General features: G+C 43.5%; 21 protein-coding genes. 12 read left to right on the top strand and 9 right to left on the bottom strand.

From position 1 onward, the window contains the following. Nucleotides 1–3: 3 nt before the first annotated feature. Together CWO13_RS10950 and CWO13_RS10945 are read right to left on the bottom strand one after the other, a co-directional pair. Nucleotides 4–747 carry a class I SAM-dependent DNA methyltransferase gene (locus CWO13_RS10950; protein WP_055318724.1) on the bottom strand — a complete coding sequence of 248 codons (744 nt, stop codon included), beginning with the start codon at nucleotides 745–747 and terminating at the stop codon, nucleotides 4–6. Nucleotides 748–928: 181 nt separating this feature from the next. Further along, nucleotides 929–2,224, bottom strand: a complete 1,296-nt coding sequence (locus CWO13_RS10945; RefSeq protein WP_108082932.1) for a sensor domain-containing diguanylate cyclase — start codon at nucleotides 2,222–2,224, stop codon at nucleotides 929–931. A 261-nt stretch (nucleotides 2,225–2,485) separates the two neighbouring features. Here CWO13_RS10945 and CWO13_RS10940 point away from each other — a divergent pair, with 261 nt between their 5' ends. Then, on the top strand, nucleotides 2,486–2,992 hold the full coding sequence (locus CWO13_RS10940; protein ID WP_102433450.1) for a GNAT family N-acetyltransferase: 507 nt from the start codon (nucleotides 2,486–2,488) through the stop codon (nucleotides 2,990–2,992). Nucleotides 2,993–3,293: 301 nt separating this feature from the next. Here the strand turns inward: CWO13_RS10940 and CWO13_RS10935 are convergent, their stop codons facing one another. Together CWO13_RS10935 and CWO13_RS10930 are read right to left on the bottom strand one after the other, a co-directional pair. After that, nucleotides 3,294–5,012: a S8 family peptidase gene (locus tag CWO13_RS10935; RefSeq protein WP_108082931.1), complete on the bottom strand. Its 1,719-nt coding sequence runs from the start codon at nucleotides 5,010–5,012 to the stop codon at nucleotides 3,294–3,296. A 370-nt stretch (nucleotides 5,013–5,382) separates the two neighbouring features. Then, a complete protein-coding gene (locus tag CWO13_RS10930; RefSeq protein ID WP_108082930.1) occupies nucleotides 5,383–6,738 on the bottom strand; it encodes a sphingomyelin phosphodiesterase in 1,356 nt (451 codons plus the stop codon). A gap of 186 nt (nucleotides 6,739–6,924) precedes the next feature. On the opposite strand from CWO13_RS10930, the gene CWO13_RS10925 reads away from it, so the two are divergent. The 7 genes from CWO13_RS10925 to CWO13_RS10895 all read left to right on the top strand — a co-directional run bounded on the left by CWO13_RS10925 (nucleotide 6,925) and on the right by CWO13_RS10895 (nucleotide 16,032). After that, nucleotides 6,925–7,521, top strand: coding sequence for a LysE/ArgO family amino acid transporter (locus tag CWO13_RS10925; protein ID WP_102479694.1), 597 nt, complete (start codon nucleotides 6,925–6,927; stop codon nucleotides 7,519–7,521). 201 nt (nucleotides 7,522–7,722) lie between these two features. After that, nucleotides 7,723–8,379, top strand: a complete 657-nt coding sequence (locus CWO13_RS10920) for a glutathione S-transferase family protein (RefSeq protein WP_108082929.1) — start codon at nucleotides 7,723–7,725, stop codon at nucleotides 8,377–8,379. Nucleotides 8,380–8,885: 506 nt separating this feature from the next. Next, a complete protein-coding gene (locus CWO13_RS10915) occupies nucleotides 8,886–9,464 on the top strand; it encodes a porin family protein (RefSeq protein ID WP_102479318.1) in 579 nt (192 codons plus the stop codon). A gap of 187 nt (nucleotides 9,465–9,651) precedes the next feature. Beyond that, on the top strand, nucleotides 9,652–10,905 hold the full coding sequence (sbcD, locus tag CWO13_RS10910) for an exonuclease subunit SbcD (protein WP_108020493.1): 1,254 nt from the start codon (nucleotides 9,652–9,654) through the stop codon (nucleotides 10,903–10,905). Between the two features lie 5 nt (nucleotides 10,906–10,910). Continuing rightward, entirely contained in the window at nucleotides 10,911–14,624 is a 3,714-nt protein-coding gene (locus tag CWO13_RS10905) for an AAA family ATPase (protein WP_108082928.1), read from the top strand. Nucleotides 14,625–14,864: 240 nt separating this feature from the next. Then, nucleotides 14,865–14,999, top strand: coding sequence for a DUF2256 domain-containing protein (locus CWO13_RS10900; RefSeq protein WP_080967357.1), 135 nt, complete (start codon nucleotides 14,865–14,867; stop codon nucleotides 14,997–14,999). 148 nt (nucleotides 15,000–15,147) lie between these two features. Further along, the gene (locus CWO13_RS10895; protein WP_102431860.1) at nucleotides 15,148–16,032 is read left to right on the top strand and encodes a PA4780 family RIO1-like protein kinase; all 885 of its coding nucleotides are present in this window, start codon (nucleotides 15,148–15,150) and stop codon (nucleotides 16,030–16,032) included. Nucleotides 16,033–16,182: 150 nt separating this feature from the next. Here CWO13_RS10895 and CWO13_RS10890 read toward each other — a convergent pair whose 3' ends face one another. The 4 genes from CWO13_RS10890 to CWO13_RS10875 form a co-directional block, all read right to left on the bottom strand. Continuing rightward, nucleotides 16,183–16,923, bottom strand: a complete 741-nt coding sequence (locus CWO13_RS10890) for an SDR family oxidoreductase (RefSeq protein WP_108082927.1) — start codon at nucleotides 16,921–16,923, stop codon at nucleotides 16,183–16,185. Further along, complete coding sequence (locus tag CWO13_RS10885) at nucleotides 16,923–18,482, bottom strand: cryptochrome/photolyase family protein (protein WP_108082926.1); 1,560 nt, start codon at nucleotides 18,480–18,482, stop codon at nucleotides 16,923–16,925. The genes CWO13_RS10890 and CWO13_RS10885 overlap by 1 nt, the downstream gene beginning before the upstream one ends. Then, on the bottom strand, nucleotides 18,479–19,855 hold the full coding sequence (locus tag CWO13_RS10880; RefSeq protein ID WP_108082925.1) for a DASH family cryptochrome: 1,377 nt from the start codon (nucleotides 19,853–19,855) through the stop codon (nucleotides 18,479–18,481). Before CWO13_RS10880 ends, CWO13_RS10885 begins: the two co-directional genes overlap by 4 nt. 192 nt (nucleotides 19,856–20,047) lie before the next feature. After that, entirely contained in the window at nucleotides 20,048–20,470 is a 423-nt protein-coding gene (locus CWO13_RS10875; protein WP_048658633.1) for a universal stress protein, read from the bottom strand. A gap of 235 nt (nucleotides 20,471–20,705) precedes the next feature. On the opposite strand from CWO13_RS10875, the gene CWO13_RS10870 reads away from it, so the two are divergent. From CWO13_RS10870 to CWO13_RS10860, 4 genes are all read left to right on the top strand, one after another. Beyond that, on the top strand, nucleotides 20,706–21,836 hold the full coding sequence (locus CWO13_RS10870) for a PcfJ domain-containing protein (RefSeq protein WP_108082924.1): 1,131 nt from the start codon (nucleotides 20,706–20,708) through the stop codon (nucleotides 21,834–21,836). Between the two features lie 23 nt (nucleotides 21,837–21,859). Beyond that, nucleotides 21,860–21,994 carry a hypothetical protein gene (locus tag CWO13_RS23700; RefSeq protein ID WP_017059202.1) on the top strand — a complete coding sequence of 45 codons (135 nt, stop codon included), beginning with the start codon at nucleotides 21,860–21,862 and terminating at the stop codon, nucleotides 21,992–21,994. A 66-nt stretch (nucleotides 21,995–22,060) separates the two neighbouring features. Beyond that, nucleotides 22,061–22,495 (top strand): GNAT family N-acetyltransferase, encoded by a 435-nt coding sequence (locus CWO13_RS10865; protein ID WP_102479316.1) that lies wholly within the window; start codon nucleotides 22,061–22,063, stop codon nucleotides 22,493–22,495. A 240-nt stretch (nucleotides 22,496–22,735) separates the two neighbouring features. Next, a complete protein-coding gene (locus CWO13_RS10860; protein ID WP_017059204.1) occupies nucleotides 22,736–22,990 on the top strand; it encodes a DUF3297 family protein in 255 nt (84 codons plus the stop codon). A 145-nt stretch (nucleotides 22,991–23,135) separates the two neighbouring features. Here the strand turns inward: CWO13_RS10860 and CWO13_RS10855 are convergent, their stop codons facing one another. Next, nucleotides 23,136–23,636: a hypothetical protein gene (locus CWO13_RS10855; RefSeq protein ID WP_108082923.1), complete on the bottom strand. Its 501-nt coding sequence runs from the start codon at nucleotides 23,634–23,636 to the stop codon at nucleotides 23,136–23,138. Between the last annotated feature and the right edge of the window lie 135 nt (nucleotides 23,637–23,771).

The raw sequence follows: 23,771 nt of genomic DNA, 5'->3' as shown, positions 1-23,771 counted from the left end.
GTGTTAGATTTTTACACAAGTGACAAGAGCATTGCCGGACTGAGTATCCCAAGGAATCAGCTTGTCGTAATCGTGCTCGAAGATATTAACCTCAAAGTAGGGCTTTAATATCTCGATTAACTCCTTAAACGAGAATGCCACCATCGGGTGTTCATCATTCCAAACTTGAGTTTCACCTGCAGTCGTTTTTTCGATACTAAGCTTTAGCGCTTGCTTATCACCGTGACCAGAGTAGTACCACCCTGAACGGAAGGTAAAGTCATCTTGTTCTTGGTTTGTGGTGTGTCGAACAAACAGATCATTGCTGATCTTATCTTTATCGACAACGTTAAAGCAGAACACACCGCCTTGTTTTAGCGCTTTGTGAACGCTAGCAATGCACTCTTTTAACTTCTCGATGCCATCGTTGTAGTGGATCGAATACAAGAAACAAGTAATAAGATCGAACGGCTCAGAGACTTCAAAATTACTCATGTTCTGAACAGAAAAGCTGGCTTCAGGGCAGCGTAGTTGAGCGATATCTAACATGGGTTGGTTTAAGTCAAGCCCGTTACTTTGATAACCATAATCAATAAAGTGACGAACGTGTGGGCCAGTACCACAACCGAGGTCTAGGTGAGTTTTTCCTTCATTTCCAAAAATCTGATGTAGCCTACGAACGCAGTGACTTTGCGCTTGGTAGTCAATATCAACACACATTAAATCATAGTAACCCGATAGGTCGGTATAGAGCGCGTTGGCGGACATGTTTGCCTGCAGCATTTGCTGAAAAAATTGGGGTGGCGCATCATATACCGAAATGTGGAATTCGCAATAAAATATTCAACATGCTCATGCACTTTAATTCCAACTTTGTCACTAACTAAACACTGATGATTCACTGTTAGGAGTATGGAAAAATATCATCAAAGCGAGATAGCTTCAGCCGTTACGAACACGCTTCGATACAAACCGATTCATTATTTATTGAAACTTGGTTTTTGCCGTTTGCTTTTGCTCTATAAAGTGCGTCATCGGTGACTTTAATGAGAGTATTGACTGAGTTCGAGGAACGACAAATACATCGACTGGTCATTCCAATACTGACACTGGACCTAAACGGACGGCGATTAGCACCAATAAAAATATGTTGATTAAATGAATGACAAATACGTTCACCAATGATTTGGGTATACGCAGGTTTCGCATTAGGAATGAACACAATAAACTCTTCACCACCCCAGCGTCCCACTACGCCATGGAGCAATTCAACGTGAGTTTTTATAGTGTCAGCTAAGTGCTTAATGACAGTGTCACCAACGGTGTGACCAAACTGATCGTTTATCAACTTAAAGTCATCAATGTCAATCAACATACAAGACATTTCGATTCTCTGATTCATTGGCTTCTTTATCCAATCATAAATCGCCCGACGATTGAGTGCCTGCGTTAAGTCGTCATGCATAGCACGATGCAGTAATTCTTTTTCCAACAATACTTTATCTGTCACTTCTTCAAGCACGACCTGAATTGCGTCTTCACCTTCCCAGTTAATCACGTTGTCATAGAGATTGAAGTACTTCTTTGTCCCATCAAAGCACTGATTGATGACGACAGAACTAAAGCTAGGTGGATTGCCGTTAAGGATATTATGGCAACGTTTTATTGCCGATTGGCGTTGTTCTTCAGGAACGATTGAAATAACCGACTCCATAGATAACACATGTTCGATCGATGTCGCGCCTTGTTGTTCAACCCAAGCTTGGTTGACCATTAAAGGTTTGAAATTGCGATGAATCAAAATGCCTTGCTTCGATGTACTGAGTAGCTTTCTATACATACGATCGGTTTCGTGGCGTTGACGTTGCGCTTCTACCACAGAGGTGATGTCAATGATGTTCACTTTAAGAGCGGGCTTGTTATTCAATTCAACAATGTGCGATAAGCAAAATATGGAGATATTACGGCCATGAGTGGGAATGTCTGTGTACAATTTTCCTTTCTTAAGCTTGCCTTTTATTGCTTCTAGATAGCGTTGCTTGACTAGATTTTGGTAACTATCAGGTACCAAGGCATATACAAAATCAACATTGCGTAATAACTCACCACGGTTTTTATAACCAAAGATTTGAGCGATCTCGTTGTCGACATCAACAACTCGATGATCTTGAAGTGTCATACACCCTTGTGCTGAGTCGAAGTTTTGACAGGCCAAAGTGGTGGTTAAATCTAGTTGAATACTCATATCTACCGGATTACTTATTCGTTAACTGAAATAGGTTTTTCTCACTCGATGTAGCGACCCCAAGGTCTTTGCGGAGCTTTTTTATGACGAGACTAGATTGGAAAATTATGGTATCTAGGTAAACTAAGTGTGACATTTAAAATTTTATGATAAATCAGTAATTTTACTGGTTTTAACCCAGTTCTTGAAAAGGAAACAATTCAGGAAAGTAGATCAGTAATTAAAGCTAAATAAGCGAGCTAAACAAGGAAAGTTAAGACAATGGAATCAGCACCAAACGCAAAGGACTCTGTGGAAATCGGTACTTCAATAATCATCAAGCTTGATGACTTATCGGGTGGGGAAGTAATAGGCTTACTAGAAGAGCATCTCGCTGATATGTACGCAACATCACCACCCGAAAGTGTTCATGCTCTGGATCTGGATGGGCTCAAGTCGCCAGAGATTACCTTTTTTAGTGCTTGGAAAGACAGTCAATTGCTTGGGTGTGTTGCGATTAAAGAGTTAAATACCCAACACGCTGAACTCAAATCGATGAGAACCTCACAGTTTGCTCGAAAGTCAGGTGTTGCTAGCCAACTTTTACAACATGTATTGGATACCGCAGCCATTCGCAAGTATCAGACAATCAGTTTAGAGACAGGTTCAGAAGACTACTTTAAGGCAGCGCGTAACCTGTATGAAAAGTTTGGCTTTGGATACTGTGAACCATTTGCAGATTATATATTGGACCCGCACAGCCAGTTTATGAGTATCGAATTGTGTTAGAAGTGACTACATCGCAAAGAGAGATTCCCTATCACGTTCGTTCCTCACTGTAGGGAATGACGGAGGGGGTGTACCTCGCTTTAGAGAGTGACGGGGTTGTAGCTTCTGTAGTCAGAAATAACGAATACAATATTCACGCTATTTCCTCTCGTCATTCCAGAACTGGGGTGACTTGATTCCCCAGCGTCATTCCAGAACCGAGGGACGAGGTATGTGGAATCTCTAACCGCAGAGAGAGATTCCCTATCACGCTCGTACCTCGCTTTAGGGAATGACGATTATCCGGTCAATGACTAAAACGTTAGCGATTTTCTAGCTCTGCGAAAATAGCTTCAGCATCCACAATACTTCCTGAGATAGAAAGTGTGTTGAACGGAACCAAATCTTCAGGGCTAGAAGGCTTTTTAACTAACAGCTCTGGGTAGACTTTCGATTCGCCCATCAACATTGCCTTAAGCTCTTTGACGGATAGGTCAGGGTAGCGAGACCAAACTAATGCCGCGACGCCGGACACGACAGGTGCAGCCATACTTGTGCCACTTTTCGAACCGTAGGTGTTTCCCGGAGTGGTTGATAAAATGCGGTACCCAGGTGCAAACACATCAACTGATTTCTGGCCGAAGTTACTAAAGCTCGCCACTAACGTTTCGTCGGCATATTTTGCTGATGCACCCACATCTAACCATGTTGAAATAGGCTTTGAACGGTAGTGCTTCGCGTAGCGGTTTGGAAAGCTTGGTTTGATGTCGTTATCGTTACGGCTGTTCCCCGCAGAGTGAACGATCAAAACGCCTTTACGAGCCGCGTAACGGAATGCGTGGTCGACGATGTATTTACGTGGCGAGTAGCTTTTACCAAAGCTCATGTTAATGATCTTCGCGCCATTATCGACGGCGTAACGCACTGCATTGGCAATGTCCTTGTCCCGCTCATCGCCATTTGGCACCATACGTACCGCCATGATTTGAGCATGATCTGCCACACCATCAATACCCACTGAGTTGTTACGCTCTGCAGCGATGATTCCAGCAACGTGTGTACCGTGCGAACCAACAGGGCCTTTCACATCGTTGTTGCCGTAGCCTTTTTCCCAAGGGTTCGAGATGTCATCCCAAACAATATCGCCACGCGTGTCGAGCTCTAAGTTAAGATGGAAATCCAGAGAGTCTTGGTAACGGCTACGACGTGATTCCAGATATTCAAATGAATACCATGAATCAAACACACTCAAAAGCCCTTCAGCTGCAGTAACGACGCTAGCATTCTCACTATCTAACAGTGTTTTCAGACCGTTAGTAGAAAAGTCTTTTTGATCGACGAACTGAAGAATCTGTTCTTTGAACTCATTGGCTTGGTCAGTTGCTGTCGTTACACGATTCAACGCATCTTGGTCATCTTTTAGAGACGACAAGTAATCGGATTCAACATCTTGATAATACTCACGCTTCTTACGCGGAATCCAATGTCCGTTCTCTTTTAACTCAAGGTACTTTTTGTATTCTCTAGTGACTTCTAGCGTGTCCTGGTCAACGTTAATGCCTAATGAGTTACCAAGAAAATTCCAACCATGAACATCATCGATGTAGCCATTGCCATCATCATCGATACCGTTGTCTGGGATCTCTCCTTCATTGGTCCAAAGCTTGTTTTTGAGGTCTTCGTGTTCAACGTCGACACCCGAATCAAGAACGGCAACGATGACTGGTTGTGGTTGAAGAGGGGGCATCAAGTAGTCGTATACCACATCAGAACCCACACCCTGAATTCTTGTGTAGCTTGCCGTTAAATTAAACCAATCACCGCGCTGTTCATCAGCGTTGCTCATCATTCTCATCGAGAAAAATGAAGGTTGAATAGTTTCTCGCGAGTAATCCTCGACAATCGTCCCTTTTACATCTTGGATGAAAGGTGAGTTGGCAGGTTGCGACTCTGTGCTATTTTCATTGAGAGTAGAAGCTGATACGTGAGCCGAAGCCATAATAGCCAACGCAAGCGTGGTGAGTCTTTGTCCGTGATTCATGTGTGTTGCATCCTTATCATTGTGCGACTAAATAGTTGTGCCACAAGAACTGACTCTTCAGCGAAGCTTTATGAAAGCACGCGGTCAGTTCTGAGAGAGGGAAATGCCCGCTCAAAAAGCAGTCAAAAGGTAATATGCAATCAGACTTGTATCATTCGTTTGATCAATGAAATGGTAGGAAGATCTCACTGTGATTGATTTTAAAGTCTCAAAGTTTGAGCTAAATTCTATTAATAAAAGCAATATTTATAAAATTAAGAGTTGGAATTAAAGGCGTTTAAAATCAATTGATTAGTTTGTTAGTTGCAGGGGATGGTTTTGGCTCTCACTCAGCATTGAAGTGCTTTTGAAAGAGCCAAGATCAAGGAGCTTAGTCTTCGTGAGAGCTAAATTCAAAGTTTCCGTTGACGGCAAAATGGTCTGAAAGGTGCCAACTTCCCCAAGTGTCAGAGCTCAACCTTTGATGAAGCTTGACCGTATTAGTATTACTTGTTGCTAGTCTATGCACTCTGCTAACAAAAACGTAATCCAGATACTCTACATCAGCGCCACCTGAATACTTATAAGCGGCATACGGGTTAATCGTCGGGTCAAAGGTTGCATTGGTGTAGCCTCTGAATTCTGGAGGATCAACATCCAACGTAGCTAGCATTAAAAGGTATTCCACGAAGTCGCTATTTTTATCGATATTGAAGTCTCCAGCATAGATAACCGCTTCGTTGGAAGGTATGCCTTTAGTCAGCATAAAGGTTCGCATCAGTCCTAGCTGTAGGCGTCTTAGACGTTTGGCTGCTGGCGTATTAAATGATGCTAGGTGAGTGTTGAATATATGGTATATCTCACCATCTTTGTCGACTTTGGTATAGACGACGCCTTTATCTGCGTAACAATCAGTTCCGGAGCAGTGTTCAAAAACTATACTGTCGGTTTCAATAATTGGATGGCGACTAAAAGTGACCACGCCTCCGTCGTACATCGCACTAGTGCCACCTCCTACTACCTCTGTTCTAAATGCATATTCCTCTGCTAGAGCGTTGAATAGGATCTCTCGGTCTGAAGAAAAAGCTTCTTGAAGTGTGAGTACGTCATATCCGGAGAGAGTGTGGTCCAAGACACTTGCACGACTTGTAATGTTTGATGATACGCCGGGGAGCATCCATAGGTTATATGACCCAACGTTCAAGGTATTTGGGTCTTGATCAAAATCATTGATCGTATGTTCTGAGACTACAAATTCAACGTCGTCAAAGCCTGACGTGTATATAGCCTTAACACCGAACTCAGAGTGATATCCATCTTGGTTATAACGATGAAGAATATATGGGTTGTAGTCGGTCATCATCCCTTGATCTTTATACCCATAAGACAGCGTTGTACCTGAACTATGACCAACCAACTTAAGTTGAGCAACGGGTTCTTGCGGTTTGACTTCCCATGTTCCCTCATCAGTCAATCGTGATATTGTCAGAAAGTAATCATATGTAGCGCCATTCACAATCCCATAATATCGATTAAAATCAGCCACTTTAGCTTTTTGATAGGGCCAAATTACTAAGTCATTTCCTGTTAACCTGTATTGGTAACCATTACTGACAGGCGCACTGGAGTCTACTGAAAAGTTTATCAATATGGGTTTGTCAGTGCGGTTTATATAGTAAAGTGATGTTGCGAGTGCTTGGCTGGCTATTGCCCAAATTATCAGTGTTGAACACAGCTTTTTAATCATGTTTCTTCCTTTGATTACATTCCTAAAATCGAAAACAGAAAGTAGCCCTGGTATGCATTCAGTTGCAAATTAAAGATTTTGGTTTTGTGCTGTGTAACGCGCATGTGATCATATTGTAAATTTTATGAAAAATTACTCTGTTTTATAGTAACTTATGATTATTCTAACCGATTCGAAGTACATTCTATGACGACTTATTTTGCTGGTTTCTCCCTTGGGCTTTCGCTAATCCTTGCGATTGGTTCTCAAAATGCGTTTGTTTTAAAGCAAGGTCTAAAGAATCAACACGTATTGGCAGTTTGCGCTGTATGTGCAATTTCTGATGTCTTACTCATTAGTTTTGGTGTAACAGGCTTCGGCGCAATCGTTAAGCAATTCCCACAAATTGAGCAGTTCGCCCGTTATGGTGGGGCTATCTTTTTGGGTGTCTATTCATTCTTAAGCTTCCGTTCAGCATTCACTGAAAATCACGCCTTAGAAGCCACTGCTGAAACCAAAGACTCATTAACTAAAGCGATGGCGATGTGTTTGGCGTTCACTTGGCTTAATCCGCATGTGTATTTGGATACTGTGGTATTGCTGGGTTCTATCTCAACTCAATATCAACCTAATCAAATGTTGTTTGGTGCTGGTGCCGTATCGGCGTCGTTTGTGTTCTTCTTTTCACTTGGATATGGCGCACGCTTCTTGGCTCCAATGTTTAAGAACCCGAGAGCGTGGAAGGTGTTGGAATTTGTCGTTGGCGTGATCATGGCGTCTATTGCATTATCTTTGATCGTCTAGCTGCGCGTAATTAGGCATTCAAACATATGGTCTAAAGCTCCTACCTAGAGTTACTAATTAAAGTTCCTATCTAAAGTGACTGTCTTTAGTTATCTCCGCATTTAATTATTTCCAAAAAAATAGAATTATTTTTCGTCTTTCGGTTTTGGCGTTCGTCTTAGGGGTACAAATACAAATTAATGACCTAATTCGGAGTAAACCATGATTAAACTTGTTAGCTTTAAAAACTGCCCATTCGTTCAACGTGTAATGGGTGCTTTGGTAATGAAAAATGTCCCATTTGAAATTGAATACATTGAGCTAAACAATAAACCTCAATGGTTCCTAGATATTTCGCCAAACGGACAAGTGCCAGTATTGATTACAGAAAATGACACGGTTCTTTTTGAGTCAGATGCAATTGTCGAATACCTGGACGATAAATACGCGCCGATAGAAGAGGTGTCTGCCGAGCAAAAAGCACTAGATCGTGCTTGGTCTTATCAGGCAAGCAAACATTACATGCCACAATGTGGAACGATGGGCAGTAAAGACAAAGAAACTTTTGAAACGCGTTTAACGAATCTTCAAAAATTTTGCCAAAAGGCCGAGAATAAGTTGGGTGACAGCGACTTCTTTAAAGGCGATTACATCTCTAACGTCGACATCGCTTGGCTACCACTGTTGCACCGAGCGTCAGTGATTAAAGAGGGCTCAGGTTTTGATATGCTTGAAGGCTTTCCAAAAGTACAGAAGTGGCAAGCGGCGCTGATTGAATCTGGCTTGACCTATAAAACCGTTCCTGCAGACTTTATTGAGAGATTCAGTGGCTTCTATTTAACGAATAACTACTTGGCTAGTCTCGCTGAAGTTCGTTAATAATATGGATTAAATTGAAATATATTTTAATAGCAGGCTGTTCTAAATAAATACCCTCCAAAAATAAAACTCATTCTTCGCTTTATCTCTTTTATTGGAAAAGAGAAAAACGGGATGAGTTTTTATATTTGGTCTTGAATGTTTGGGTTGTTTTTGAGATCGTCTGAGAATTTAATTATCAAACTAATAGATTGATTATAAAGAGTTTAATTTTAATTATACTCAAGTTTATTATTAGGTTTATACGTGTTTTAGTACTTGTTATCCCGCAGGAAATATGTCCATCTCATAAATAAGACTCTATTAACTATTTATGATTGTTCGTTTGATGACCTAAAAGTCTTGTGGTACTTTCTCATTCGCTCCGTAAATGAACAGTGTTTTATTGTTTGTTAGGAGTCGCTTGAATAATTTATTTAAACAGTATCGCAACCGTTGGAATAGTGTCGGAAACCTATTAATAGTTGATGAACGGTGCTGTGGGACAAACTAAAAAGGGTATTTTCATGCTTAAATCAACATTTCTATTGAGTCTAGTTGGCTTGGTTTCACTTCCTACATTTGCTGCTGGTGTTGAGGGTGGTCCATACATTGGCGCAGGCCTTGGTGTGTATCAAGACTCAGATACTGATGGCGGAGGCAATTTAGATGCTGAAAGCATGGGGTACAGCCTTTATGGTGGTTACCAATTTAACCGCATCGTTGGTATCGAACTTGGTTACACGGATTACGCCGATTACGAAAAATTTGGTACTAAACTCCTTTCACCAACGTCTTTGTCTGTTGCAGCAAATGTGGGCTACACGTTTGACAACTCAATCCGTCCATTTGTATTGGCAGGCTTAAGCTACGTTGATCTAAATTCAAGCAACGGTGCTTTCTATGGCGACGATTCAGGTGCAGGTTTCCGCTTCGGCGTTGGTGTGGAATACACCCCAGTAGAAAACTTAACACTTCGCCTGATTTCTCAAGCGGATGCAGTAAACATTGAAAACTACGCATACATCAATGGGAACAAAATACGTCTAAGCAGTCGAGACGTGGCATTTAGCACAGTAACACTGGGTGCTTCTTACAATTTCTAAGGCGTGTTGAGCCCCGAAACTGCGTATCGTTGATACGAAAGCCGCTCTGATTATGAGCGGCTTTTTTGTAGCTATAACTTATGAGACGTTCAAGCGTAAAATTAGTTGGTTTTCACAAGCTTATAAAAGGGAATTATGTCGACTATTTTGGTAGATTAAAGGCATTACATACTTCTAGTGAGCAGCAATGAAGATTCTTCACACGTCCGATTGGCACCTTGGCCAAAACTTCTACAATAAAAGCCGTAAGAATGAACATGAACGGTTTTTACAATGGTTACTTGAGCAAGTTACAGAGCACGACATCGACGCGATCATTGTTGCTGGCGATATTTTCGATACCAGTACACCGCCGAGTTACGCTCGTGAGATGTATAACAAGTTTGTGGTCGATTCGAACAAGATCGGCTGCCAGTTGGTGTTATTGGGTGGAAATCATGACTCAGTCTCTGTGCTGAAAGAGACACAGCAATTATTGAAGTACATGGGTGCAGACGTGATTCCTAATACCAATGAAGATCATGCGACTCAGGTTGTTGAACTCAAAGGCAAGAATGGCGATGTAGAAGCGCTGGTTTGTGCTATTCCTTTTATTCGCCCTCGCGATGTGTTGACCAGCCAGGCGGGTGTCACTGGTGTTGCGCGTCAGAAGCAACTTGGCGATGCAATCAAACAGCACTACCAAAGTGTTTATGATGCCGCTGTAGAAAAACGCGCAACGTTTAAAAATAGCGAACACATGCCGATTATCGCCACCGGTCACTTAACGGCGATGGGGGTTCAACAATCGGATTCGGTACGCGACATCTATGTCGGCAACCTTGATGGTTTTGCCGCTGATGGCTTCCCAGACGCAGACTATATTGCACTTGGTCATATCCACCGCCCACAAGTGGTAGCAAAGCGCGAATACATTCGTTACTGCGGCTCTCCAATCCCACTAAGTTTCGATGAGCTTAAATCTCAGAAGCAAGTATGTGTGGTTGAGTTTGTAGAAGGCGTGCGCACCATTTCTCAACTAGCTGTTCCAACATTCCAACCGCTTGCTGAAATCAAAGGCGACTTGAGCGAAATTGAATCACAACTGAACCAATACATTGGCTTAGATGGGGAACTGAGCGTTTGGTTGTCGATTGAAGTGCAAGCGCAAGATTACCTTTCAGATCTCCAAGAACGTATGCGAACACTAACCGAAGGTTTGAATGTGGAAGTACTTCAATTACGCCGAGCAAGAGAGCGTCGTAATCAAGCATTAGAGCAAGAGTCGGCAGAAACCTTATCTGAACTGAGCCCGATGGACGTGTTTAGCAAGCGTATTGCCTTAGAAGAGTTTGAAACCGATTCTGAAAAAGCGCGCTTAGAGCGAATGACGATGAAGTTTAAACAAGTGATGGTTGAAGTGTCTGAGAGCGCTCAAGCGCCAAATAAAGTAGAAGAGTAACCAGTATGAAGATTTTAAGTCTAGAATTTGAAAACCTGAACTCTTTGAAAGGGCGTTGGAAACTCGATTTTACTCAATCACCGTTTGCCGAAAACGGTTTGTTCGCGATTACTGGCCCAACAGGGGCGGGCAAAACCACCATTCTTGATGCTATTTGTTTGGCACTGTTCCACCGCACTCCACGTTTGAAAAGCATTGCTAAAGGCAATAATGAATTAATGACGCGTGGTACAGGCGAGTGTTTCGCCGAGCTTGAATTTGAAGTGCAGGGCAAAACATACCGCTCTAACTTCCATCAAAAGCGAGCGCGCGGAAAACACGATGGCGCATTACAAACGCCAACGTGTGAATTTTCGGATGCTGACACCGACAAAGTATTAGAAACCATGCTGACCAAGAAGACCAAGTTGGTGGAGCAGGTAACCGGTCTCGATTTTTCTCGCTTCACCAAATCCATCATGCTGTCACAGGGTGAATTTGCGGCATTTCTTAATGCCAATGCTAACGACCGTGCAGAGCTACTTGAAGAGCTGACGGGAACAGAAGTCTATAGCCTGATTTCCGAGCGTATCTACGATCATTTCAAGTCTAGCGAGGAATCGCTTAATCACCTCAAAGCAAAAGCTGAGGGTGTGAGTTTGCTGTCTGAAGAGCAAATCCAAGAGCTAACCGCAGATCGAGAAACGTTAGAAGCCGAGCAGAAGCGTTTGTCTGAGCAGTTAAAAGAGTGGCAAGCGCATCTAAGCTGGTGGAAAGATATGACCAAAGCTGAGCAAACTATTGCGACCAGTGAGCACGATCTTAAAACAGCTCAAGATGAACTAGACCGTAATCAACCTTCACTCGAGCGTTTAGCAAACAGTGAACCGGCTGAAAAGCTGCGCCCAATGCACAAAGATTTAAAGCGTTGCGAACAAGAGGTGAGCACTACTCAAGCTCACTTAGATAACAGCACCAAGTTACTTATTGTTCGTGATGAAGAAAAGCAAGATGCGCAAGCGAAACTGACTCAAAGCGGTGTGACTGTCGAACAGGTTAAAAGCGAGCAACAAGATCAAGAGAAGATCATTGATCTAGTGCGTCCGCTAGATAACCAAATTGCCGTGCTTAAAGATAAACAAACTGTGGCCGTTAATGAAGCGAATACGCTGAACGAGCAACATACTCAGCAGCGCAATCAACAGGCTGTTATAGTCCAAAAAACAGAGGTACTGAAGCAACAGGACCAACTCAGCACTGAGTACCTAAATACACATCAAGCTGACCAATATTTAGAAAAATACTTAGGTCAGTGGCAAGCCAAAGTTGAACAAGTTCGTATCCTAGAGCGTCAGCATTCAGAACTACTAAACTCAGCGAAGCAAGCTTTGTCCGCAGTGGATGCTCAGCAAGCGACTATCAAAACTGCTCAAGAAGTAAAAGTAACGCAAGACAAAGCATTAGCAGAATCGGTTGTGACAGAAAATAATACCAAGCAGCAATGGGAAGCCTTACAAGGCAACACTAGCGAACAAGTGTTGAATGCGCAAAAAGACCTGCTGGAGTTCTGGAATCGCAATACGCACTCGTTATTGGAAATTAATCGTGGCTTCCTAAATGCTCAACAACAGTTGCACGCGAAAACACAGGCACATCAAACTAACAATCAGTTGGTCGACAAACTTTCGAAAGAACGTGAAGTGCTGGTGGATCGATATAAAGAGAAAGAGACGTCTCTTGAGCGATTAACGCGTTTGATTGATCAAGAAGGCGAATTAGCGAAATACCGTGCAGCTTTAGAATCTGGATCTGAGTGCCCACTGTGTGGTTCAACAGACCATTCGATCGAGCAGTCGCAAGATATTGCAAATCTGGTCTCGCAAAAAGATCGGGAAAACCTAGAGTTGGCAGCCATTAAGAAAGAAGGCCAAGAGCATCGTCAGCAATTAGATTCTCTTGCCCCTATGATTGCAGCGCTTAACGATGACATCCTGCGTGCACAAGCGGATATTCAACAAGCCCAACTGAATTGGCAAGGCATTGTTGGTAAGCTTCAACAGGGCTTATCAGATTTCTCTGGCACGGCTCCAGAGCTAGCTCTGCTAACGATTAACGATTTAGGCAATGAAGCTACGGTCGCGACCTTTGCTCAGCAGTGTGAACTTCAACTAAGTCAGATCTCGCAGCAATTGAAAGCATTGGGTGATGCCAAAGCGCACTATGCGGAAGCTGAGAAACAACGCTTGTCTGTAAGTGTTATGGTTGACAAGGCGCAATCTAACCTTGAGTTGGCCGAGCAACGCTTAGCTGATCTGAATAAGCAAAACCACATTACAAACGAACAAGTAGCTAAGACAGCTCAAGCGAAAGATCAGCAATGGCATTCGTTGAAAGAGAGCATTGTTCAAACCGCTATCGAAGCACCTGAACTTGAACATATTGATGATTGGTTTACTGCGAAATCACAAGCATCAAGCACATGGCAGCAAACCAAACAGCAACAGGCCGATATTGAGAAGCAACTGATTACTCAAAATGCCGAATTGAAAACCTTAGATGACAAGCTAAGTAGCGCAGAGAAAGAGCTCGCGACACTGACGCAAGAGAGTGAGTCTTTAATGTCAGAGCTCACTCGTGTAACGGCTGAAAGAACAAAGTTATTTGGTGACAAAGACATTCAAACCACCAGTAATGCGATGAAGCAAAAAGTCACTGAAGCGGTTAGTGTATTTGATGCCGCTCAGTTGGTGCTTAACCGTTGCGAACTTGAACATCGAACCGAGCAAACTAAACACACCAGCTTCTCTGAAGAGCTGACCAGCAAGCAGTCAAATTACACACAAGTGTCGAATGCTTGGTTAGAAGCGCTGAAAACTAGCCCATTTGAAGGAGAGGCTGATTTTGAAGCAGCATTATTAGACGAAGAGAGAACTCAACTTCAAAGCCTGAAGAAGTCTATAGATGAAGCGATTGTCAGTGCACAAGCTAGGTTGAACACTGTCAAGGCGACGGAGGTGGAGCTACAAAACCACGAAAATGCTAAAACATGGCAAGAGCAAGACCAACAACAAGTTGAACTTGCGACGACTGAATGCCAAAACGCACAACAAAGTCATGCAACAAAGATCGGCGCGATTTCTGCCAATCTTGAAACTGATAGCCAGAACCGCAGCAATCAGCAAGATCTGTTCAAGCAAATCGATGAGCAACAAGTTGAGTTTGATGATATCTCACGTCTTAACTCGCTTATTGGTTCTAAGAACGGCGACAAATTCCGTAAGTTTGCCCAAGGTCTAACGCTGGAAAATTTGGTGTACCTTGCGAATAAGCAGTTGCAGCGTTTGCATGGTCGTTACGAACTTAAACGTAAAGCCGACGATGGGTTAGAACTGCAAGTGCTGGACACATGGCAGGGCGATGTGATGCGTGACACGAAGACGTTATCAGGTGGCGAAAGCTTCTTGGTGAGTTTAGCGTTGGCATTAGCGCTTTCTGATCTTGTCAGCTACAAAACCAGTATTGATTCTTTGTTCTTGGATGAAGGTTTCGGCACCCTTGATAGTGACACATTGGACATTGCCCTAAACGCTCTCGATAACCTGAATGCGTCTGGAAAGATGATTGGTGTTATTAGCCACGTTGAAGCACTGAAGGAGCGAGTGCCCGTTCAGCTTAAAGTGACAAAACACTCCGGCTTGGGTGTGAGTGAGATGGAGAAGCAGTACAAGGTTGTCGCTTAGGTTCTTGCTATATTCATCAGTGCAGAAATAGAAACAGAGCTAGATGAAGCAGATCCCCCGACTCAGTCTTTCCTCCTTTTCGAGGATGACGGAGTCGGGGGCTGTTATCAATCATTCCGCCGCCACTCCTTAAAGTCAGGAGCGTTCAAAAAGTAGCCGTTACTCCCTAAAATGAGAAACGAGCGTAATAGGGAATCTCCAGTAAACGCAGGAAGTGGACTCATCCAAAAGGAAACGACCATGCACAAGAAGCCTCATTTACCGACCAAGACATGTCCCGTTTGCCAAAAGCCTTTTGCATGGCGTAAAAAGTGGCAGCGTTGTTGGGACGGTGTTATTTACTGTTCAGAACGTTGTCGTCGCAACAAGTCTTAGTCTTCATACACTCTATTCTCTATCAGCCAAGTCCGGTAAACCGATATTTCCTTCCTTTGTTATCATTTTGATGTTCCTTTAATCGTTTGGTCATTCATTTCTTAAGTTAATATTTCTATCTGTAAGATAAGTGATGTATAAAGGCGGCATGAAGATACCTAAAAGAATACAGCCTTTAGTTGACGATGGTTTGGTCGACGAGGTGACAAGCCAACTCATGAGTGGCAAAGAAGCATCGGTGTACATTGTGCGCTGCGGCGATACGATCCGTTGTGCCAAGGTATATAAGGAAATTAGCCAACGTAGTTTCAAAAAAGCGACTGCGTATCGTGAAGGCCGAAAAGTCCGAAACAGCCGCCGTGCTAGAGCGATGGAAAAAGGTTCTGGTTTTGGCCGTGAGCAACAAGAAAAGGTTTGGCAAAGCGCTGAAGTGGATGCCTTGTATAAACTGGCAGAAGCGGGCGTTCGTGTACCTGTGCCTTATGGTTGCTTTGATGGCGTGCTGCTTATGGAGTTGGTCACTGATGACGAAGGCTATGTTGCCCCACGTTTGAACGATGTCGTTATGTCAGCAGAGCAAGCGATCGAAGATCACGCCGTGATGATGACCTATGTGGTTAAAATGCTGTGTGTTGGTTTGATCCATGGTGACTTGTCTGAGTTCAACGTATTGGTGGATGAATACGGCCCGGTAATTATCGATTTACCGCAAGCCGTTGATGCTTCCGCTAACAATAATGCCGAGTGGATGTTGGCTCGTGACATCAATAATATCCGTGATTATTACGCTCAGTTTGCTCCTGAATTGGCGAAAACCGAGTATGCCAAGGAAATGTGGGCGCTTTACGAGAAAGGCGACCTAAAGCCAGACAGCAAGCTAACAGGCGAGTTTACGGAAACGGACGATTTGGCCGATATTGAAGCTATTATGCAAGAGATAGACGCTGCGCGAGTTGAAGAACAACACCGACGCGAGCGAGCTAAAGAAGAAAAAGAAGGCGTCGACGACAGCAAGTTCAATTGGGCTGAGTAATCGTGATGATCGGCTTAGAGCTTTAGTTAAATAGCAGTCATAACGCCTGAAAAAATTTATGCGTTCTTTCTAAAAAATAACCCAATAGAGCAACACTCTGTTGGGTTTTCTTTTTTAGTGCTTATCAAAGACGACGAGTGGTATTGGTTTCTACCAACTTAACTGTTCACCATCGTAAGCGTAGAAGTGCCCGCTTTTGTCTGGTGTGGCAGTGCGAATGATATCGACCAATTGATGGGCGACATAGCTCGACTCAAACAGCTTACCTTCAGGGACATTAGTCTGGAAAGGCTTCGACAGAGCTGTATCTGTTGTGCCTGGGTGTAGCGCCAACACCGTGCCTTTCTTAATGGTGCGTTGCCATTCAATCGACATGGTTTTGATAAACATATTGAGCGCCGCTTTCGACGAACGATAGCTATACCAGCCGCCTAATCGGTTATCTGAAATGCTCCCGACCTTTGCGGAAACCACGGCAAACTTTGGATTGTCGCTCGTTTTAAGAACAGGTGTGAAGTACTTTGCCAATAATAAGCTGGGCAGAGTATTCACTGAGATGTTTTTCAGGAAAAACTCAGGGTCAATGGACGCCAGGTTCTTTTCCGGACCAAGGTCTGGAGTGTGAAGCATACCCACGCAGTTTATCAACCAATCAAGTTGTTCAAACTCAGAACTCAAACGCTTGATATCAGCTTCGTTGGTGGCGTCAACTTTGTGCCAGTTCAAGCGACTGTTTTCAAGTTCCGGCTTTTGAGAGTGGAAAGTCGCGTCTACATGCACCTCAAGAAAATCAAACCGAGACAGCTCAGATAATAGGTGTTTAACCACAGCAAAGCCGATACCGCCGCTTCCGCCAACCACCAATATGTGTAGTCTGAGTTGCTCAACCATTATAAATTCTCCAAGTTTGTTATTCGTTGTTCTGCCGTATCGAGTATTGCTTGTTGCTCTTGCTCGTCTATATTGTCCCAAGAGCGATATAGCATGCCCATGCGTGGGTTTCGGTTTAACTCATCGCGATGTTGGTTCATAAAGCGCCAATACAAACTATTGAAAGGGCAGGATTGCTCTCCACTGCGCTCTTTTATTTGGTAATGACAGCATTTGCAGTAGTCACTCATGCGATTGATATAAGAACCGCTGGCAGAGTATGGTTTGGTTCCGACGATCCCGCCATCCGCAAACAGTGCCATACCTCGCGTATTTGGCATTTCAACCCATTCTATCGCATCGACGTATATGCCGAGGTACCAACTGTCGGCTTGGTCAGGGTCTATGCCTGTGATTAAGCAGAAGTTGCCAGTGATCATTAACCTTTGGATGTGGTGCGCGTAAGCAAATTCAAGGGATTGATCAATCGCATGCTTCATGCAGTTCATCTTGGTCTGTCCGTCCCAAAAGTAGTGGGGCAGGTTGTTGTTTGCTGAGTAATGGTTTTTGTTGGCGTAAGCAGGCATATTCGCCCAATAGACGGCGCGTATGTACTCTCGCCACCCCAATATTTGACGGATGAATCCTTCGACCTGTGCGATATCGATAGTGGTAGCGCCTTGCTTTGAAGAGGCGTGATAAGCTGAGAGTGCCGCATCAATGACTTCTCTAGGGTTGAGCATCTTGCTATTCAATGAGAACGAAATACGACTGTGATACAAGCTCCACCTAGAGTCGTGTTCTGTAGTCATCGCATCTTGAAAATGCCCAAATAACGGTAAGCAGACTTGGCAGAAATGCGCGAGCAGAGACAAACTTTGTGCGCGGTTAACTGGCCATAATAATTGGTTGCCGACTTGACCAATGGTTTGTACGTGGTGGCGTTCTATTCGCTGCAAAATGTCGGTTATGTCATTGGTAAACATCAGAGGTTGAGGCAGTTTTTCAATGTCTTGCTTCCTGAGCTTCTTTCGATTGCTCGCGTCGTAATTCCATTTGCCACCAACGGGCTTTCCGTCTTCTAGCAAAATGTCGAAACGCTTTCTCATTCGGCGATAGAAGTGTTCCATCATGATGCGCTTATCTTTCGGAAACTGCTGTTCGATCTCTTCGAATGGAAAGAGGAAGTGCTTCGTATCACAACAACCTTTGGTCGCATTGGTGAGCTTGAGCTTGTTCATCTGCTCTAAAAGGCGATATTCATCGGGCCTTTGATATTCGAATTTCTCTACGCCGAATTCGTGTACATAGTGCTTTAGAAGTGTATCTAGGTTTTCAAATTGCGTTGTGTCATCAAGAGTTAGGTGGAGTACTTGATGGCCTTGTTCTTTGAGTTCGTCAGCGAAGTAACCCATCGCACAGAAAAATGCGGCCACTTTTTGAATATGAGACGCTACATAATCCGTTTCTTGTTTGAGCTCAGCAATGATGTAAATAACGTCATCGTTAACCTGTCGAAACCATGAGTGCTCTATATTTAGCTGGTCTCCTAATACAAGTCGTACCGTTTTAAATTTCATAATGCGTCCTGGTTTGTGAGGCTTGTTGTGACTGCGTTACCGCCTGACCATTGATTGATGAAGGCATGGTCTGGGTCGTATATTTCCGTCTGTTTGGCTAAATCAAAATGGTGTGATTTAGGCTGTGATTGGTTTTTCGTCTGGTTGTTGCGGGCTGGTTGATTGAGAGCCCCGGCGATATAAGCCCAATTTCCCCAGTTAGATGCCACGTCATAGTCGACAAGTTGGCTTTCGAAATAGGCTGCGCCGTGTCGCCAGTCGACGCCCAACTCGTAAATCAAACAGCTTGCGGCTAACTGCCTTCCTCGGTTGGACATGAAGCCAGTAGTATTAAGCTGGCGCATACATGCATCGACAATCGGGTAGTTGGTATTACCGCTCTTCCATTTGGCAAAATTAAGGCTTGCCGATGGATTGCTGTTCTCTGCTATAACGGGGTTTATGGATGAGCCAGAAAATAGAGATGACTTCAATGACATGCTCTTCCAATAAAAATACTCTCGCCACAAGAGCTCGAAATAGATCCAGTAGGTTGAATCGTTAGAACCATGATGCGACTCAAATCGCGAGAGGTGTCTGCAGATCGTTTTTGGTGAAATGCAACCTAAAGCGAGCCACGGTGAAAACTTGGTTGAGTTCTCGATGCCGTCCAATGCATTTCTTGTCTGTTTATAGCGGCTCGCGTAATCGTGTGAGAAGTAGTGTTCGAGATGTATTAATCCCGATGTTTCACCGCCTTTGAAGCTTTGCTCGCTCGCCAAATCACCCATCTTAAAAAGTGAGGCTTTTGAGTGACAGTGTGACGTTATCGTTAGGTCTGGTGCTGGTGGTAACGTCGTTATGGTCAAACTTTGTGTATCGACAGACAAGTGCTCGATGAGTTTTCTGAACTTGGTAAACGAGTGGGGTAACTTGTCTAACGTAAAAGGGAAGTCATCGAGCTCAAACAGAGTCGAGTTATGAGTTTGAATCGCAGTTAAGTTCGGGCAGTCAGCCAACGTTGATTGCACTAGCTGTTGCTCGTCGTAGCCACAATGAACATTTGCAAACAAGTGAGTGACGTTTAGAACAGAGATAATCTCGTTGAGCGATTCTCTGACGTTATCGCTTTTGTCTCGGCCTTGTGTTAGGACGATGAGTGACTGTTCTAGGTCGCTCAGGTTAGCTTTAAGATTACTTAACGACTGTGAAATGAAAGCCGTGCGGCGAGCGCCATATTGTTCTTCTTGAGCGAATTGTGAAGAATAGTGAGACAGAACTGGTTCGACAGCGACACAAACAAGCTCATCGACGATCTGGCTTGCTTGATTAAGCATTGTGTTGTCGTTAATTCTTAAGTCGTTGGTAAAAAGATAGAGACCAATCTTTTTCATTGCCTACACTCGTGTTTTGTTAATTATTAGACGCTTACGAGTTGATAGGCTGACAAGATCACAAATGAACACTCTGAGTGGGTAATAGCAGGTTTCGGCCAGGATAAGGGAGTTTAAGAGGGTATCAAGCCAACCAATAATACCGATAGAGGTTGGCAATGCAGGCTATTTTTGAGTTTCGAACTGCAGCTTCTATTCCATAGGAATAACTAGAATATCGATAGGGGAAGTATCGATGATCTGTTTAGAATGGGATATGAGCTTATGCCAGAAATCATGGTGATGACCACATAGCAATAGGTCGATGCCGTTTGCTTCGATGACATTTTTGAGCTTATCGTTCAAATCGCCGGTTCCCACGAAAATGTGCTTGATTGGGTGCTTGGCGTAGGCCTCAAACTCTTTCAAATGCTTAACGGCATCTTCATTGATCGGTAAATCACCATCATTTGCTTGAATGTCAACGAGTTCTGGGTAAATTTCTCCATGTGTACCATCGATATAAACAAACGAAATGCCAGCCTCGAGCTTGTCTGCGAAGAAAGTCGCTCTATCAATGAGAATCTTGGTGTCGTCAGACAGTTCAAGTGCGACCAGAATATGTCGGTAATCCATAATTAAAGCCTCTTGTTGTGAGTTATGTAACAAGCATAGTTTTTGTTAGAGCAAATGATATCGAAGAGATCTCATATTGCGTAAAATTATCATTCAATGTTCTTCTAAGCACTATCGTATTTATATCGCTTTGATTGATAAGAAATTTACAAAAGGTTGATATAGTGGTTGATGCGTTAGCTTATGCTCTTAGATAGGCTTGATAGTTCAATGCGCCAATAACGAAGAGGCATCAATGACAGCACTACTAACCATTCCCACTCGAACATTAGGTTTCGATTACGATATTGAGATCCGAGATTGGTCTCAAAAACTCGTCGGCTTTCATGTGTTCGAAGATGGTAGACGACCACTTGATGGGGGCATTGGGCTTAGCCTAAACCTCGTTGAGCAGTTTGATGTGAATGGTCGCTGGTTAGAATCCTTGCCTGCTCGTTATCGTGAAATCACCGACGACTTTCCAGAGTATCAATACCAAATGTTGTGGTTAGCTGCGAACACATACGAGGCTGCACAGCTACTTGAACTAAGGCCTGTTATTCTGGCGTTGATCTGCATGAAATACAGCGTCGATAATCAGAAAGCATTGGCACTAAGTCGCTTAGGGCAAAAGAAGATCCTTGCTAAGTTGGGCTTAGACAGCAGTAAAGCGACACTCAAATTCATCGACAAGCTAGAATTGCATTACAATGTTGGTGATGAGCTTGACCACATTGTTCGTATTCTCGAACCGCTGCAAAGACGAGTTCTTAAGTTTAAGCATTACTCAAAAGTTGGATACACAGCCCTACGTTTGGACCAAGTTCATCCATTTCTAACCGGCAGTCGACTAGGGATTGCAATGGTGGAAGAGGGCAGACTTAATGCACCGTCTAAGATGGCAATGTTCCAAGATGCGATATTGCTAGGGCAAGACTTAGAGATGGATGATCCTCTGCGCGCTATTACTAGTCAGAACTCTTTTGCGATGTTTGAACAGCTTCATGACCGCTGGACGGAGCAACGTCAATTGCGTCGTTTGGAGGGTAATCGCCCAATGGATAAAGACATCCCTTATCCCGTTCCTTTGTTAGGTAATGGCAACATTCATCCTCTCACGGATTATTACGACCTTGAACATGAAGGTATAGAGCAGAAGCACTGTATTGGTGTGTATCACAATCGAATCATGAGCGATCGTTATGTGGTGTTCCGCATGCTCAAACCTCAACGTTTAACCATAGGTTTACGCCGCGTTCCGAGCAAAGCATTTCCGTTTGAAATCGACCAAATCTGCGGAAAACGAAATGCACCGCCGTCGGAATCCGCTCGCCAAGTTATTCACGACTGGTTAGAAGCGAGTAAGCAACAGTATCCTAAGCAATAGCCATGAAGTAGAAGGAATACAGGATGTTTCAACAAGGCGATCTTTGCCCGCATTGTGGTTTGATTATTGTGATGCCTACGGATCTACAAGGTGAGTGCTTAGGATGCGGCGAAGAGATTAATCAAGACCCTGCGGACGACTATGACGAAGAAGAGTAGCTTTATCGACTCTGATATAAACCAAGGCTAGGATGGCCAAATCACCCTTTTCAAAGGACGGAAAAAATGCAGAAAGTAATCTTTAGAAATTGCGATGAAAGCTCTCCTTATTGGAGTGAATTAGAAGACTTATTTCAAAGCGAATGGTCGGGTTTCAAGTTTAAAGACACCTATGAAGAAAACGTAAATCTCCCTCCGGTAATCACAGTACTTCGCGATAATGTGGTCATTGGTGGTTTGGCGTATTCCTATTTTCAGGAACCTCATCAAGTTCGGGATGTGGTTTGGATCAACGCCGTGTTTGTCGCCCCTCAATGGCGCGGCCAAGGTATTGCCAGTGAATTGATTAATCGTGGTGTCAGACAAGTATCTTCTACAGTGCAAACTCAACTCTACGCGTACACCAATGTCATGGGACTCTATCAAGGGCTAGGTTGGTCAGTTGTCGACATCGAAGCAGAGCCAAACCATAAAGTGATGAGTATTGAGCTTAATCGATAGGCTCACAATAAAAACCTACTTGTGTGTTATCTGCTTTCATGTAATGAAGCGCCCGCTCTATCTACACCTCATAACTCTGTTAAATTTTCGTTTGAAATTATGCATATATCGCCTTTAAATCAAACAACTCGCTGTTGATTAAAACGATCAAGACGATTTATTGCAGCAGTTGTTGAGCACAAAGCCTATATTGACTAGAATGACGCACTTTTTTTATTTACGTACATACAGGTAATGAACATGAGCGATACTAATTCAAGACCAGCTTTACCAGATCATCTTGCAGGTAACCCACGCAGCCCACACCACGTTGCTGAGTGTTTCGAATACCCAATCGGCATTCGTCTAAATGGTAAAGAGCGTACTGATGTTGAAGAATACTGCATCAGCGAAGGTTGGGTTAAGATCCCTTCTCCAAAAGCGCTAGATCGTTTTGGTCAGCCAATGCTTATTACTCTAAAAGGCACAGTAGAAGCTTTTTACATCGACGCATAATCACTTCGTGTGGTGAGCTAATACTTCGTGTAATTAGCTAATGTTGGTCTCATTAGTCAATACAAAACCACCAAGCGTTATTACCTAAAAGGGTCTAGAGAAATCTAGACCCTTTTTGTTTTTCAAATCCATTGGGCTATTACTGTTACCAAGCGATACCTGCGCCAATTGAGAACTCCAAGTCTTCACCTTCTGCTTTATCGAAACCTGCGGTCACAACAAAGCCACTGTCCATAATATAGGTTGCATCTAAGCCACCCACTTGTTTGGTTGAGCTATCAGAGAACTCACGGCTATCTAAAGTTACGTCAGTGTGGGTACGCTTAATCCCGTAACCTGGGGTGATGTATAAGTTTTCGGTGATACCAATAGGGGCGTGAAACTGATATTCGTTATCGCGTTGTTTGTATTCGTACGAGCCTTCATCTTCGTTATAAGCTGATCGGGTAAACTCAATACCATAACCCACGGTTCCCGGGCCTCGATATTTGACGTAAGAAGCAGACCAATCTCTCCATCCTCGCTCAGCCGATAGACCGAATGTAATAGCCGTTTCTTCTTGGGTTTCTTCAAAGGCTTGAGCGTTAGCCACAGTGAACAGAAAGGTAGTGGCTAACGCCAGGAAGGGAAACTTTTTGATGGTCATTGGATCTCTCGCTTATGTATACAAAATATCGGCAAATTCAAATATTGAATGCCAGTAAATTAGTAACCTAGTTCGGATCTTCCTTGAGCTTTGTTGTTATGTATTCTTTGTGGGTGCTTTGAGCGGCATCCTCTT

The organism is Vibrio sp. ZF 223 (assembly GCF_003050585.1).
GTDB classification, from domain to species: domain Bacteria; phylum Pseudomonadota; class Gammaproteobacteria; order Enterobacterales; family Vibrionaceae; genus Vibrio; species Vibrio crassostreae.
Note: the sequence above shows the minus strand (reverse complement) of the source record. Positions and strands in the feature narration are given on the sequence as shown.

Excerpts from the sequence above, each read along its gene's own strand:
- CWO13_RS10950 (WP_055318724.1), bottom strand. The coding sequence starts at position 747 with ATGTCCGCCAACGCGCTCTATACCGACCTATCGGGTTACTATGATTTA.
- CWO13_RS10945 (WP_108082932.1), bottom strand. The coding sequence starts at position 2,224 with ATGAGTATTCAACTAGATTTAACCACCACTTTGGCCTGTCAAAACTTC.
- CWO13_RS10940 (WP_102433450.1), top strand. The coding sequence starts at position 2,486 with ATGGAATCAGCACCAAACGCAAAGGACTCTGTGGAAATCGGTACTTCA.
- CWO13_RS10935 (WP_108082931.1), bottom strand. The coding sequence starts at position 5,012 with ATGAATCACGGACAAAGACTCACCACGCTTGCGTTGGCTATTATGGCT.
- CWO13_RS10930 (WP_108082930.1), bottom strand. The coding sequence starts at position 6,738 with ATGATTAAAAAGCTGTGTTCAACACTGATAATTTGGGCAATAGCCAGC.
- CWO13_RS10925 (WP_102479694.1), top strand. The coding sequence starts at position 6,925 with ATGACGACTTATTTTGCTGGTTTCTCCCTTGGGCTTTCGCTAATCCTT.
- CWO13_RS10920 (WP_108082929.1), top strand. The coding sequence starts at position 7,723 with ATGATTAAACTTGTTAGCTTTAAAAACTGCCCATTCGTTCAACGTGTA.
- CWO13_RS10915 (WP_102479318.1), top strand. The coding sequence starts at position 8,886 with ATGCTTAAATCAACATTTCTATTGAGTCTAGTTGGCTTGGTTTCACTT.
- sbcD (WP_108020493.1), top strand. The coding sequence starts at position 9,652 with ATGAAGATTCTTCACACGTCCGATTGGCACCTTGGCCAAAACTTCTAC.
- CWO13_RS10905 (WP_108082928.1), top strand. The coding sequence starts at position 10,911 with ATGAAGATTTTAAGTCTAGAATTTGAAAACCTGAACTCTTTGAAAGGG.
- CWO13_RS10900 (WP_080967357.1), top strand. The coding sequence starts at position 14,865 with ATGCACAAGAAGCCTCATTTACCGACCAAGACATGTCCCGTTTGCCAA.
- CWO13_RS10895 (WP_102431860.1), top strand. The coding sequence starts at position 15,148 with ATGAAGATACCTAAAAGAATACAGCCTTTAGTTGACGATGGTTTGGTC.
- CWO13_RS10890 (WP_108082927.1), bottom strand. The coding sequence starts at position 16,923 with ATGGTTGAGCAACTCAGACTACACATATTGGTGGTTGGCGGAAGCGGC.
- CWO13_RS10885 (WP_108082926.1), bottom strand. The coding sequence starts at position 18,482 with ATGAAATTTAAAACGGTACGACTTGTATTAGGAGACCAGCTAAATATA.
- CWO13_RS10880 (WP_108082925.1), bottom strand. The coding sequence starts at position 19,855 with ATGAAAAAGATTGGTCTCTATCTTTTTACCAACGACTTAAGAATTAAC.
- CWO13_RS10875 (WP_048658633.1), bottom strand. The coding sequence starts at position 20,470 with ATGGATTACCGACATATTCTGGTCGCACTTGAACTGTCTGACGACACC.
- CWO13_RS10870 (WP_108082924.1), top strand. The coding sequence starts at position 20,706 with ATGACAGCACTACTAACCATTCCCACTCGAACATTAGGTTTCGATTAC.
- CWO13_RS23700 (WP_017059202.1), top strand. The coding sequence starts at position 21,860 with ATGTTTCAACAAGGCGATCTTTGCCCGCATTGTGGTTTGATTATTGTG.
- CWO13_RS10865 (WP_102479316.1), top strand. The coding sequence starts at position 22,061 with ATGCAGAAAGTAATCTTTAGAAATTGCGATGAAAGCTCTCCTTATTGG.
- CWO13_RS10860 (WP_017059204.1), top strand. The coding sequence starts at position 22,736 with ATGAGCGATACTAATTCAAGACCAGCTTTACCAGATCATCTTGCAGGT.
- CWO13_RS10855 (WP_108082923.1), bottom strand. The coding sequence starts at position 23,636 with ATGACCATCAAAAAGTTTCCCTTCCTGGCGTTAGCCACTACCTTTCTG.